Origin of the sequence: Delftia sp. ZNC0008, from assembly GCF_000799035.1 — a bacterium.
GTDB classification, from domain to species: Bacteria; Pseudomonadota; Gammaproteobacteria; order Burkholderiales; family Burkholderiaceae_C; genus Comamonas; species Comamonas tsuruhatensis.
This window is the reverse complement of sequence record NZ_JTKZ01000923.1, coordinates 1-12,093: the sequence shown is the minus strand read 5'-3', so window position 1 is coordinate 12,093 and position 12,093 is coordinate 1. Positions and strand designations below refer to the sequence as shown.

The following is a 12,093-nucleotide window of genomic DNA, read 5'->3' as shown; positions in this document are numbered from 1 at the left end:
CCGCGGAAAGTGCGGTGCGAAGACATGGGGCCGGTCTTCGGCCGCAATGCCCAGGCCCGTGTCCCAGACCTCGATGCGCCAGCCCCCGCCGTGCACGCGGGCGGCCAGCAGCACGCCGCCGCGCTGGGTGTAGCGCAGGGCGTTGTGCAGCAGGTTGAACACCATCTGGCGCAGCAGGGCCTCGTCGGCACGCACCAGGCTATCCATGCCGCGCGCCACGCGCCAGCGCAGCACCAGCCCGCGCTGGCGGGCCTCGGCCGCGAACAGGCGCGTGGCATCGCCCAGCAGAATGCGCAGGTCCATCACCTGGGCGCGCAGCTCCCAGGTGCCGTTCTCCAGCCGCGACAGGTCCAGCAGGTCGTTGCACATGGTGCCCAGCGACTGGGCACAGGCCTGGGCATCGTCAAGCACGCCTGCCAGCGCGCCGTCGGCATTGCGCTGGCGGGCGGTCTCCACCAGCAGGCCCAGGGCATGCAGGGGCTGGCGCAGGTCATGGCTGGCGGCCGACAGGAAGCGGCTCTTGGCCTCCAGCGCCTGTTCGGCCTGCTCCTTGGCCGCCAGGTAGCGCTCGGCCAGCAGTTGGCGGTCACGCTCCTGCACCCATTGCTGCTGCATGAGCTGGCGCGCCCCCCAGGCATGGCGCGCGATGGTGGCGCCATACAGCATGAGCAGAGGCAGCAGGTACAGGCCCCTGTTCGGGAAGTACCAGACCACGGCCAGCAGCATGGCGCCGTACAGCACGCCGAAGAAGCGCTTGAACACGGCAGCCGCCGGCGCCAGGAAGGTGGCGGCCGAGGCCACGACGCCGCACAGCACCAGGTAGATGAAAAGCCGGAATTCATGGCCGCTGCCATGGGTCAGCGGTATGGCCAGCGCCCAGGAACCGGCGTTGAGCAAGGCCATGCGGCCCATCACGCGCTCCCAGCGCTGCAGCCGCGTTGGCAACTCGGCCGAGGGCACGGCAGCGCCCAGGTCCCGACGCAACTGGCGCCGCAAACCAACGAAGACGCAGGCCATGAGCGCCATGCCCAGCCACCACAGCAGCAGCGGCGCCTGGAAGGCACCCGTTTCGTGCCGCTGCAGCCAGACCACGATGCCGGGGATGATGAGGGCCGCCGCCTCGGACGAGCCCCGCGATGCGATGGACAGCAGCAGCCGCTGGCGCTGCTGCAGCTTCCACAGCGGCTCCGCAGGGCCGCCGTCGTGTTCAGAACTGGTCGCCATCCACGTAGAACCAGCGCCCGCCTTCGCGCACGAAACGGCTGCGCTCATGCAGGCGCACGGCGCGGCCGCCCACGCGGTAGCGCGCGACGAATTCCACCTCGGCACTGTCCTCGCCGGTGCTACGGAAGTCCTTGACCGCCAGCCCCAGCCAGCGTGCCGAAGGCTCGAAGTCCAGCGTGGCAGGCCGCTGGCTGGCGTGCCAGGTAGCCAGCAGATAGGCGGCGTCCTCGCGCACGAAGGCGCTGTAGCGCGAGCGCATCAACGCCTGGGCATCGGGCGCGGGGCAGTCATCGAAATGGTCCAGGTAGCGGCCGCAGCAGGCATCGAAGGCCAGGGGACGGCCCTTGGCATCGTGCTGGCCGCAGGGACAGGCCGGGGAGGTGGCGGCAGCGCTCATAGCGGCTGGCCCTGCGGAACTTGCGGAACTTGGGGGAGGACGGCGCGGGAGCAGGAATGCATGTCAGTCACGGCCGCCTTGCTGCGACCGGGTTCTTGATGGAGGACAGGCGGGCCATGATACTGACCGCGGGCCCTCGGGCCTGTAAGGAGAGCCCATGTTTTCAATGTCGGTCCCGTGGTGGGAGTTCGTGGTGCGCGGCGTGGCCGTCTACCTGTTTTTGCTGGTGTTCCTTCGGCTGACGGGGCGGCGCCAGACGGGGCAGTACGCGCCCTTTGACCTGGTGCTGCTGCTCATCCTGTCGAATGCCGTTCAGAACTCCATGAATGCCGGGGACAACTCGCTGATCGGCGGCATGATCTCGGCCTCCACGCTGATCCTGTGCCATCTGCTGCTGTCCTGGCTGACTTTCCGTTTTCCCGCGCTGGAGCGGCTCATCGACGGCAAGGCCCAGGCCCTGATCACGGACGGCCACCTGAACAAGGATCTGATGCGCGAGGAACGCATCACGCGCGACGATATCGAGGCCGCGCTGCGTGCGGGCGGCTGCCTGCACCTCAGAGAGGTGGAGCGCGCCACGCTGGAGACCGACGGCAGCATCACCGTCGTCCTGCGCCGCCGCGACAGCGAGAACGATGGCGATCCGCCGGTCTGAGCCTAGTCGAGCTGCTCCAGGAAGCGCTCGATGGCCAGGTTCACGGGCTGCGGATGCGTGAGGTTGGCCGCATGGCCGGCCCCCGGCACCTCCACCCACTGCGCCCTGGGCAAGGCCTTGGCCATGGCGCGTGCACGGTCGAGCGTGATGGCGATGTCGTCCGTGCCATGGATGACCAGTGCCGGTACATGGATGTCGGGCAGTCGCGGGCTGATGTCATCGCGCTGGGCCAGCGCCAGAAAGCTCTGCCCCAGGTTGATGGGCGTGGCCTTTTTCCATTTGGCGCGCCAGGCGGCCGCGCCGCTCCAGCCCTGGCCCAGGATGGTGCGCTCCACCGTGGCCGCCATGTCGTCGCTGAGGCCATGCTCCATCCAGGCCCTCAGCAACGCCTCGTGGTGGGGCATCTGCTCGGGGTCTTCCAGCATGGCCTGGGTGTCGATCAGCACCAGCGCACGCACGACCTCGGGGTGGATGAGCGCACAGCGCAGCGACAGATAGCCGCCCTGCGACATGCCCACCAGCACCGCGCGCTCCACGCCCAGGTGCGCCAGCAGGGCGGCCAGGTCGTCGGCCGAGTCGTAGTAGTCGAAGGGAGCGCAATGCGCGGGGTCCGCCGTCTGGCCATGGCCACGCTCGTCCCAGCTGATGCAGCGATAGCGATCCTGCAGCGCCTGGACCTGGGGAGCGAACATGGTGTGGTCCATGAGCAGTCCATGCGAAAACACCAGGACCGGGCCGCGCCCGCCCGTGTCCTCGTAGTAAAGGTTCTGGCCGTTGACGGAAGCAATGGGCATGTCGGGATCTCCTGCGAAGGTGGTCACAAACCTGCCGGAGTCCGGTGCCCGCCTCTCCCGGGCGCCGTCCCGGCGACGCTCCATGCTAAGCCCTGCGGGTGCCGGGGCCATCCGGCCCGACCCGCAGCATAGTGAGGGGCCTCAGGCCAGGGCGCGCTGGATGAGAATTTTCTGCACGTCGCTCGTTCCCTCGTAGATCTGGCACACGCGCACGTCGCGGTAGATGCGCTCGACGGGAAAATCGTTGACCACGCCATAGCCGCCCAGGGTCTGGATGGCTGCGCTGCACACGCGCTCGGCCATTTCGCTGGCGAACAGCTTGGCCATGGCCGCTTCCTTCAGGCAGGGCAGGCCGGCATCGCGCAGGCTGGCCGCATGCCAGATCAGCTGGCGCGCAGCCTCGATCTGCGTGGCGCAGTCGGCCAGGCGAAAGCCCACGGCCTGGTGGTTGAAGATGGGCTGGCCGAAGCTCTCGCGCTCCTTGGAGTACTGCAGCGCGCAATCGAAGGCCGCACGCGCCATGCCCACGCTTTGCGCGGCAATGCCGATGCGCCCGCCCTCCAGCGCCGACAGCGCGATCCTGTAGCCCTCGCCCTCGGCGCCAATGAGGTTGGCGGCGGGGATTCGGCAGCCCTCGAACTGGATCTGGGCCGTGTCCGAGCTGTGCTGGCCCAGCTTGTCCTCCAGCCGCAGCACCTGGTAGCCGGGCGCGGAGGTGGGCACGATGAAGGCGCTCATGCCGCGCTTGCCGGCCGCCTTGTCGGTGACGGCGATGACGATGGCCACGTCGCCGTTCTTGCCGCTGGTGATGAACTGCTTGACGCCGTTGATCACGTAGTCGTTGCCGTCGCGGGTGGCCGTGGTGCGCAGCGCCGAGGCGTCCGAGCCCACATGCGGCTCGGTCAGGCAGAAGGCGCCCAGCATCTCGCCGCGCGCCAGCGGCGCCAGCCATTGCTGCTTTTGCGCCTCGCTGCCGTAGCGCATGAGGATGGCGTTGACGGGGCAGTTGGTGACGCTGATCACCGTGCTGGTGCCGCCGTCGCCGGCTGCGATTTCCTCCAGCACCAGGGCCAGGCTCAGGTAGTCAAGGCCGGCGCCGCCGTATTCCTCGGGCACGCAGATGCCGTAGGCACCCAGCGCCGCCAGGCCCTGGTGCACGTTCTTGGGAAAGTGGTGCTCCTTGTCCCAGCGTGCGGCATGGGGCGTGATTTCGGTGCGCACGAAGTCGCGCACCGCGTCACGGATCATTTCCTGGTCTGCGTTGAGCAGCATGTCTTGTCTCCTGATTCTTGTTTCGTTGTTCGTTGTCCCGGCCGCAGCTACCAGGCGATGCGCTGCCCGTCGTGGCGCAGCATGCGGCCCCGATCAGCCGGCGTGACGCCGGCCAGGGTGCGGATCAGACCCTGCACGCTTTGCTCCACGGTGAAGGTGGCGGACTCGCCGCCCATGTCGGTCTGCACCCAGCCCGGGTCCAGCGCGACCACGGTGGCGCCCGGCCATTGCGGCTGGGCGCTGGCCACGACCATGTTGAGCGCGGCCTTGCTGACGCGGTAGAGCCAGGCGTCGGATTCGGCGCCGGCCAGCAGCGACATCTCGCTGGAGAACAGGCCGAACACGCCGCCCGCCGCCTCGACCATCGGCGCCACCTGGGGCAGCACCTGCATGGCGCCCAGCACATTGGTGTGCATGACGCGGTCGAACTGCTCGCGCGTGGGCGGCGTGGCCGAGCTGTGGGCATCCCACACTCCGGCCACGTACAGCGCCAGCTCGATCTTCTCGCCATCGAGCTGCCAGGCCAGGCCGCTGACGCTGGCCGGATCGGCCACATCCACCAGCAGCACCTTGGCGCCCGTGGCTTCGACGCGCTCGCGATCGGCCTCGCTGCGCACCGTGGCGACCACGCTGCGGCCCTGGGCCGCATAGGCCTCTACCAAGGCAAAACCGAGCCCGCGCGAGGCTCCCAACACCAGAGTGACTGCCATGTCTTTCGACCTTTCAAATGGAATGCGGTCAGCGGCCCTGCTCGCCCGCGATCTGCTTTTCGTAGCGCTCGACCATGGCCTCCTGCGTCTCGGTGGGCGCAGGCAGGCCGATCTGCTGGTGGACCATCTGGTTCACCGACGGCATGACGTTGCGCGGCACCTGGGACTCGGGCTTCCAGAGCCGGGCGCGCATGAGGGCCTTGGCGCAGTGCAGATAGGCCTCCTGCACCTGGATCTCCAGAACGATCTTGGGCCGGAAGCCTTCGTTGGCGAACAGCGCCGTGTAGTGGGCCTCGTCGCGCAGCCTGGCCACGCCGTTGACGCGCAGCGTCTCGTCGAAGCCCGGCACCATGAACAGCAGGCCGATGCGCGGATCGGCGATCAGGTTGCTGAAGCTGTCCAGGCGGTTGTTGCCGCCCGAGTCGGGGATCAGCAGCGTCTGGTTGTCGGGCGCCTTGATGAAGCCCGGCTTTCCGCCGCGCGGCGAGGCATCCATCAGCGAGCCCGCCGCGCCCCCCGTGGCCACGATGCACAGCGGCGACAGCGCGATGAAGCGCAGGCAATGCCGGTCCAGGTCCACCTGCTGCTTGAGCAAGGCCCTTTCGGCCGGCATGGCATACAGGCTGCGCAACTGTTCTTCGCTGGTGATCATGGTCGAGAGGTCAAAGTAATAGCGGATCGGCCGATCCAAGTCTAGCTCTCTGGACGTCTGTGGCGCTGCCCATAAAACTGGCGCAATGCAAATCAGAGACACCGAGGAAGGGCCTACGCCGGCCGCGCCGCCCCGCACCGAGGGTGTCGTCCCCCTTTCAGGGGGAGGGCGCGCAGCGCCTCAGGGGGTGACCATTTCTATCGCCATGGCTGTTCCCTCGCCGCCGCCTATGCACAGCGTGGCCAGGCCGCGCTTGCCGCCACGCGCCTGCAGGGCGTGCAGCAGCGTGACCAGGATGCGCGCACCGCTGGCGCCGATGGGGTGGCCCAGCGCGCAGGCGCCGCCGTTGACGTTGACCTTGTCGCGCGGCACGCCCAGTTCGGCCATCAGGGCCATGGGCACGACGGCAAAGGCTTCGTTGACTTCCCACAGGTCCACATCCGCCGCCGTCCAGCCGGCCTTCTTGAGGGCCTTCTGCGTGGCGCCCACGGGGGCCGTGGTGAACCATTCGGGCTCCTGGGCATGCGTGGCATGGGCGACGATGCGCGCCAGCGGCTTGCAGCCCAGCTCCTTGGCCGTGGACTCGCGCATCAGCACCAGGGCGGCGGCGCCGTCGTTGATGCTGGAGCTCGATGCCGCCGTGATCGTGCCGTCCTTCTTGAAGGCGGGCTTGAGGCTGGCGATCTTGTCCAGCTTGGCCTTGGCCGGGCCTTCGTCGATGCTGACCGTGACATCGCCCTTGCGCGTGGAGACGGTGACGGGCGTGATCTCGGCCGCGAAGGCGCCGCTTTCCGTGGCGGCCTGGGCGCGCTTGACGCTTTCGATGGCGTAGGCATCCTGCTGCTCGCGCGTGAAGTGGTATTTGGCGGCGCAGTCCTCGCCGAAGGTGCCCATGGAGCGGCCCGGCTCGTAGGCGTCCTCCAGACCGTCGAGCATCATGTGGTCATAGACCTTGTCGTGGCCCATGCGGTAGCCGCCACGGCCCTTCTTGAGCAGGTAGGGCGCATTGGTCATGCTCTCCATGCCGCCGGAGACCACCACATCGCGGCTGCCCGCCACCAGCTGGTCATGGGCCAGGATGGTGGCCTCCATGCCGGCGCCGCACATCTTGGACAGGGTCACGGCGCCCGTGCTGCGCGGCAGGCCACCCTTGAAGCCTGCCTGGCGCGCAGGCGCCTGTCCCTGGCCCGCCATCAGGCAGTTGCCGAACAGCACTTCGTCCACCTTCTCCGGCGCCACGCCGGCACGCTGCACGGCGGCCTTGATGGCGGCGCCGCCCAGATCGTGGGCCGCGAGATCGGCGAAGTCGCCCTGGAATGCGCCCATGGGGGTGCGGGCTGCGCCGACGATGACGATGGGGTCTTGCATGCTTATCTCCTGGATGTGGTGATGGTGAGGGGAAAACAAACGGGTCAGGCCAGCCAGCGGCTGCGCTCGTAGGGATAGACGTCGTGCACGTGGCCTTCGCGGATGCGCTGCTGGTGCCGCTGCCAGAAGGCGGGATCGAGCAGGTCGGCATGGTGGCGCATGAAAACTTCGCGCACGGCCGGATTGCCCAGCAAAAAGGGCGCGAAGGTTTCCGGGAACACATCGCGCGGGCCCACGGGATACCAGACCTCGCCGCTGAGCTCGTCTTCCTCGTTGCGCGGCGCAGGCACCTGGCGGAAATGGCAGTCGGTCAGGTATTCGATCTCGTCGTAGTCGTAGAACACCACCTTGCCGCCGCGCGTGATGCCGAAGTTCTTCCACAGCATATCGCCCGGGAAGATGTTGGCGGCCACCAGGTCCTTGATGGCATTTCCGTATTCGATCACGGCGCTCTCCAGCCGCTGCCGCGGTCCCGGCAGGTCCAGCCCGTCATCGAAGCACTCCTGCAGCAGCAGGTTCAGCGGCACCATGCGCCGCTCTATGTAGAGGTGGGAGATGATGACCTCCTGCCGGCCATCGCCGTCGCGGTCGCTGATCTCGACCTGGCTGGGCGCGTGCTCCAGGATCTCGGCGATCAGCGCCTCCGAGAAGCGCTCGCGCGGGAAGGCCACCAGGCTGTACTCCAGCGTGTCGGCCATGCGCCCCACGCGGTCGTGCTGCTTGACCAGGCGGTACTTGGCCTTGACCTGCTCGCGGGTGATCTCCTTGGGCGCGGCGAACCGGTCCTTGATGAGCTTGAACACATAGGGAAAGCTGGGCAGGTCGAACACCAGCATGACCATGCCCTTGATGCCGGGCGCGATGCGGAACTGGTCGCGCGAATGGCGCAGATGGTGCAGGAAGTCGCGGTAGAACAGCGTCTTGCCCTGCTTGGCCAGGCCCAGGGCGTTGTACAGCTCGGCGCGCGGCTTGCGCGGCATGAGGCTGCGCAGGAACTGCACGTAGGCGCTGGGCACGTCGGTGTCGACCATGAAGTAGGCACGCGCAAAGCTGAAGAGGCCGTGCAGGTCCTTCTCGCCGAACAGGGCCGCATGCAGCACCAGCCGGCCGTTGTCCCCATGCAGGATGGGCACGGCCCAGGACAGCTCGGCAAAGCCGTTGATGATCTTGCCGACGATGTAGGCGCCCTTGTTGCGGAAAAACAGGCTGGACAGCACCTGGATCTGGAAGTTGGCGTACAGGCGCATGGCCTGCAGCTGGGGCTCCAGGCGCTCGGCCAGGCGGGCGATGTCGCGCTCCAGGTCTTCAAAGGGGCGCTGCAGCGCGAACTGCTCCACGACTTCACGCAGCGTCTGCGACAGTGTCTCGCGCGTGGGGTAGAAGGCCAGGTAGGCCGGGCGTGCGGCCGGCTCCTGGTTCTCTATGTATTCCGTACTGACGGCCGGCCGCACGAAGATGAAGTCGTTGTGGAAATGCGTGCGGTGCAGGATCTTGGTGGTGACCGAGTTGAAGAAGGTCTCGGCCAGCTCCGGCTGCAGGTGGTTGACCATGAGCCCGATGTAGTGGCGCTTGATCTGCTGCCATACCGGCATGGGCTGGGCGCCGGCCGCAAATTCCTTTTCAAGCCGGCGCACGCATTCGCGCACGCGCAGGTCGTAGAACTCGATGCGCTCGCGCTGCGCGCGCTGCTGGCCCAGCCAGTCGGCCGTCTCGAAGCGGTGCTTGGCGCGGGCCGATTCGGCGCGGAACAGGCGGTAATGGCGGTTGAAGCCATCCATCATCGCCCGCGCGATGTCATAGGCAAGCAGGGTGTCCTGGGCAGGCATCGGCATGAAGTCTCCCGGGGTCCCGCCTGCCATGGCCGCTCAGTCGCGCTGGCGGCTGGCGACCAGCTCGACAGCCTTGGCATGGATGTTGGCGATGCCGCCGACACCGGGCACGGTCATCTGCAGATTGGTGATCAGGCCGTCCTTCAGGCCATAGCACCAGCCGTGCAGCGTGACCTTCTGGCCGCGCGCCCAGGCATCCTGCATCACCGTGCTCTGCGCCACATTGATCACTTGCTCGATGGCATTGAGCTCGCACAGCGCGTCATGGCGCCATTGCGGCGACAGGCTGGCCAGCAGCGCCTGGTGCTTGTCGCGCACGTCCTTCACGTGGCGGATCCAGTTGTCGGCCAGGCCCACGCGCACATCCTCCAGTGCCGCCAGCACGCCGCCGCAGCCATAGTGGCCGACGACCATCAGGTGCTCGACCTTGAGCTGGTCCACCGCGTACTGGATGGTGGACAGGCAGTTCAGGTCGCTGGGCACGACCACGTTGGCCACGTTGCGGTGCACGAACACCTCGCCGGGCTCCAGGCCCGTGATCTGGTTCGCGGGCACGCGGCTGTCGGAACAGCCGATCCACATGTAGCGGGGTTTTTGCTGCGCCATCAGCCCAGTGAAGAAACCGGGCCGGTCACGCTCCACCTGCTGGGCCCATTCGCGGTTGTGGACAAACAGCTCTTCGATGGAGGTTGTGCTCATAAATAATCCTTTTGTTGGGGTCAAACTCAAGAACGGCGCAGCAGGCAGGCGAAAGATCAGCAGGTCTCTGCGAACAGCTCGCGGCCGATCAGCATGCGACGGATCTCGCTGGTGCCGGCGCCGATCTCATAGAGTTTCGCATCCCGCCAGAGGCGACCCAGTGGGTATTCGTTGATATACCCATTACCCCCATAGATTTGAACGCCTTCGCCGGCCATCCATGTCGCCTTCTCGGCGCACCACAGGATGACGCTGGCGCAATCCTTGCGAACTTGGCGAACATGCTCGGTTCCCAGCAGATCGAGGTTTTTGGCGACCGTATAGGCAAAGGAGCGGCCCGCTTGCAGCACGGTGTACATGTCCGCCACCTTGCCCTGGATGAGCTGGAACTCGCCGATGCTCTGGCCGAACTGCTTGCGGTCATGGATGTAGGGCACGACGTTGTCCATCACCGACTGCATGATGCCCAGCGGCCCGCCCGTCAGCACGGCGCGCTCATAGTCCAGGCCGCTCATCAGCACCTTGGCGCCGTTGTTCAAGCCGCCCAGCACGTTCTCGGCCGGCACCTCGACGTTCTCGAACACCAGCTCGCCCGTGTGGCTGCCACGCATGCCCAGCTTGTCCAGCTTCTGGGCAATGGAAAAGCCCTTCATGCCCTTCTCGATCAGGAAGGCAGTCACGCCGCGGGCGTTCAGCTCGGGCTCGGTCTTGGCGTAGACCACCAGGGTGTCGGCATCGGGACCATTGGTGATCCACATCTTGGTGCCGTTGAGCAGGAAGTAGCCGCCCTTGTCCTCGGCCTTGAGCTTCATGCTGATCACGTCCGAGCCGGCGCCGGGCTCGCTCATGGCCAGCGCGCCCACATGCTCGCCGCTGATCAGCTTGGGCAGGTACTTCGCCTTTTGCGCTTCATTGCCGTTGCGGTTGATCTGGTTCACGCAAAGATTGCTGTGCGCGCCGTAGGACAGGCCCACCGATGCGCTGGCACGCGAGATTTCCTCCATCGCCACCATGTGGGCCAGGTAGCCCATGTCGGCACCGCCGTACTGCTCGGACACGGTGATGCCCAGCACGCCCAGGTCGCCGAACTTGCGCCACAGGTCCATGGGGAACTGGTCGTCGCGGTCGATCTCGCCGGCGCGCGGTGCAATCTCGGCCTGTGCGAACTCGCGCACGGCATCGCGCAGCGCATCGATGTCCTCGCCCAGTTGGAAGTTCAGGCCCGGCAGGTTGGAAAGGCTCATCTCATGTCTCCTGTGGAAATTGGGGGAAAGAACGCCGCCCGGCTCAATCGGCCAGATCGCGGCCCTGCACGCACATCAGCGTGCAGCCCATGGTGGCAATCAGTTTCTCGCGGCCTTCGTCGATGGCGTAGGCGCGCCCTTCGGTCACGGTGATGGTGCGGCCCGGCTTGAGCACACGGCCTTCCATGCGAAAGCGCTGGCCCTTGGCAGGGGCCAGCAAGTTGATCTTGAATTCAATGGTGAGCACGGCAGCATCGGCCGGCATCAGGGTCAGCCCTGCGTAGCCGCAGGCGGAATCCAGCGCCGCGGAAACCATGCCGGCATGCAAAAAGCCATGCTGCTGCGTCAGCCCGGGCGCCCAGTCCAGGCAGACATCGACGGCACCGGGCTCCAGCAAGGACAGCTCGGCGCCCAGGGTGTGCATCGCGCCCTGGCGTGCAAAACTGTCTTGCACACGGCGGGCAAAGTCGCTGTTGGCAGGTTCCAGGCGGGGCACGGTCAAGGCAAGCCTCACAAATTACGTTTACGTAAACGTCAATTATGAAGCATTTTTCCCATCCAGGTGTTTCAACAAAGTGCGGGCCTCGGATTCCTGCTCTCGCACCTCGGCCAGGTTGGCCTGCAGATCGGCCAGGCGGTCCTCGAGCTGGCGGCGGTGCACAGCCAGCACCTCCAGGAATTTGCGCAGTTGCACGCCCGTGTCACGGGGGCTGTCGTAGAGATCGATGATCTCCTTGGCTTCGTTCAGAGACAGTCCCAGCCGCTTGGCCCGCAAGGTCAGGCGAAGACGTGTGCGATCACGCGCGCTGTAGACGCGATTGCGTCCGCCAGGCCCGGCACGCTCGGGCTCAAGCAGGCCCATGTCCTCATAGAAGCGGATGGCCCGGGTCGTGAGATCGAACTCCTTGGCAAGATCGCTGATGGTGTAGGTGGTCGACATGGCTGGAGAGTCCGCCGGCATCCACAGCCGGCGGCCATGGGAATGCGACGTTGACGTTAACGTCAATGCTAGCGGAATTGTCCGCAGGAAACTGCGCCGGATGTTGCATCCGGGTGCGACGAAGAAGCCTGGCAGGAATAAAAAGAGAGCGCGTCAGCGCTCTCTTTTTTGGGTTGTCCGTTTTCGGATGTTCCGTTGAGCCGTCCGTTTTGGCGGTTCAGCCTGTTTCCCCGTTTCCTGCACCCCAATGCAAAAAACCCCGTAGCTTTGGGCTACGGGGTTTCTTGGGCTGTAAGAGCCTGACGATGA

13 protein-coding genes are annotated in these 12,093 nt (G+C 66.5%); 1 reads left to right on the top strand and 12 read right to left on the bottom strand.

Annotation, left to right across the window (positions count from 1 at the left end):
• Together L995_RS29875 and L995_RS29870 are read right to left on the bottom strand one after the other, a co-directional pair.
• Positions 1-1,224 (bottom strand): sensor histidine kinase (locus tag L995_RS29875; RefSeq protein WP_047475072.1); only part of this gene is annotated, 1,224 nt, incomplete at its 3' end.
• Entirely contained in the window at positions 1,208-1,621 is a 414-nt protein-coding gene (locus L995_RS29870) for a YchJ family protein (protein ID WP_047475070.1), read from the bottom strand. The genes L995_RS29875 and L995_RS29870, both read right to left, overlap by 17 nt.
• A 157-nt stretch (positions 1,622-1,778) precedes the next feature.
• Between L995_RS29870 and L995_RS29865 the strand changes: the two genes are divergently transcribed.
• A complete protein-coding gene (locus L995_RS29865; protein ID WP_016450022.1) occupies positions 1,779-2,276 on the top strand; it encodes a DUF421 domain-containing protein in 498 nt (165 codons plus the stop codon).
• Positions 2,277-2,278: 2 nt separating this feature from the next.
• Here L995_RS29865 and L995_RS29860 read toward each other — a convergent pair whose 3' ends face one another.
• The 10 genes from L995_RS29860 to L995_RS29815 form a co-directional block, all read right to left on the bottom strand.
• Positions 2,279-3,070 carry an alpha/beta fold hydrolase gene (locus L995_RS29860; RefSeq protein WP_016452796.1) on the bottom strand — a complete coding sequence of 264 codons (792 nt, stop codon included), beginning with the start codon at positions 3,068-3,070 and terminating at the stop codon, positions 2,279-2,281.
• A gap of 141 nt (positions 3,071-3,211) precedes the next feature.
• Positions 3,212-4,342, bottom strand: a complete 1,131-nt coding sequence (locus tag L995_RS29855; RefSeq protein WP_047475068.1) for an acyl-CoA dehydrogenase family protein — start codon at positions 4,340-4,342, stop codon at positions 3,212-3,214.
• 47 nt (positions 4,343-4,389) lie between these two features.
• Positions 4,390-5,052 carry an SDR family oxidoreductase gene (locus L995_RS29850; protein ID WP_047475066.1) on the bottom strand — a complete coding sequence of 221 codons (663 nt, stop codon included), beginning with the start codon at positions 5,050-5,052 and terminating at the stop codon, positions 4,390-4,392.
• A 28-nt stretch (positions 5,053-5,080) separates the two neighbouring features.
• Positions 5,081-5,704, bottom strand: a complete 624-nt coding sequence (locus L995_RS29845) for a pyridoxamine 5'-phosphate oxidase family protein (protein ID WP_016450018.1) — start codon at positions 5,702-5,704, stop codon at positions 5,081-5,083.
• A gap of 180 nt (positions 5,705-5,884) precedes the next feature.
• Entirely contained in the window at positions 5,885-7,072 is a 1,188-nt protein-coding gene (locus L995_RS29840; protein WP_016450017.1) for an acetyl-CoA C-acyltransferase, read from the bottom strand.
• Between the two features lie 44 nt (positions 7,073-7,116).
• Positions 7,117-8,904: a bifunctional isocitrate dehydrogenase kinase/phosphatase gene (gene aceK, locus L995_RS29835; RefSeq protein WP_047475064.1), complete on the bottom strand. Its 1,788-nt coding sequence runs from the start codon at positions 8,902-8,904 to the stop codon at positions 7,117-7,119.
• 33 nt (positions 8,905-8,937) lie between these two features.
• The gene (gene can, locus L995_RS29830) at positions 8,938-9,600 is read right to left on the bottom strand and encodes a carbonate dehydratase (protein WP_047475062.1); all 663 of its coding nucleotides are present in this window, start codon (positions 9,598-9,600) and stop codon (positions 8,938-8,940) included.
• 56 nt (positions 9,601-9,656) lie between these two features.
• Positions 9,657-10,844 (bottom strand): isovaleryl-CoA dehydrogenase, encoded by a 1,188-nt coding sequence (locus tag L995_RS29825; RefSeq protein ID WP_013800381.1) that lies wholly within the window; start codon positions 10,842-10,844, stop codon positions 9,657-9,659.
• A gap of 43 nt (positions 10,845-10,887) precedes the next feature.
• Positions 10,888-11,346: a PaaI family thioesterase gene (locus tag L995_RS29820; RefSeq protein ID WP_047475060.1), complete on the bottom strand. Its 459-nt coding sequence runs from the start codon at positions 11,344-11,346 to the stop codon at positions 10,888-10,890.
• A 36-nt stretch (positions 11,347-11,382) separates the two neighbouring features.
• Positions 11,383-11,784, bottom strand: coding sequence for a MerR family transcriptional regulator (locus tag L995_RS29815; RefSeq protein WP_013800379.1), 402 nt, complete (start codon positions 11,782-11,784; stop codon positions 11,383-11,385).
• Between the last annotated feature and the right edge of the window lie 309 nt (positions 11,785-12,093).

What these genes read in the sequence shown, in the direction of transcription:
- L995_RS29865 (WP_016450022.1), top strand. Translation starts at nt 1,779, where the DNA reads ATGTTTTCAATGTCGGTCCCGTGGTGGGAGTTCGTGGTGCGCGGCGTG.
- L995_RS29860 (WP_016452796.1), bottom strand. Translation starts at nt 3,070, where the DNA reads ATGCCCATTGCTTCCGTCAACGGCCAGAACCTTTACTACGAGGACACG.
- L995_RS29815 (WP_013800379.1), bottom strand. Translation starts at nt 11,784, where the DNA reads ATGTCGACCACCTACACCATCAGCGATCTTGCCAAGGAGTTCGATCTC.
- L995_RS29840 (WP_016450017.1), bottom strand. Translation starts at nt 7,072, where the DNA reads ATGCAAGACCCCATCGTCATCGTCGGCGCAGCCCGCACCCCCATGGGC.
- L995_RS29850 (WP_047475066.1), bottom strand. Translation starts at nt 5,052, where the DNA reads ATGGCAGTCACTCTGGTGTTGGGAGCCTCGCGCGGGCTCGGTTTTGCC.
- L995_RS29870 (WP_047475070.1), bottom strand. Translation starts at nt 1,621, where the DNA reads ATGAGCGCTGCCGCCACCTCCCCGGCCTGTCCCTGCGGCCAGCACGAT.
- L995_RS29855 (WP_047475068.1), bottom strand. Translation starts at nt 4,342, where the DNA reads ATGCTGCTCAACGCAGACCAGGAAATGATCCGTGACGCGGTGCGCGAC.
- aceK (WP_047475064.1), bottom strand. Translation starts at nt 8,904, where the DNA reads ATGCCGATGCCTGCCCAGGACACCCTGCTTGCCTATGACATCGCGCGG.
- L995_RS29825 (WP_013800381.1), bottom strand. Translation starts at nt 10,844, where the DNA reads ATGAGCCTTTCCAACCTGCCGGGCCTGAACTTCCAACTGGGCGAGGAC.
- can (WP_047475062.1), bottom strand. Translation starts at nt 9,600, where the DNA reads ATGAGCACAACCTCCATCGAAGAGCTGTTTGTCCACAACCGCGAATGG.
- L995_RS29845 (WP_016450018.1), bottom strand. Translation starts at nt 5,704, where the DNA reads ATGATCACCAGCGAAGAACAGTTGCGCAGCCTGTATGCCATGCCGGCC.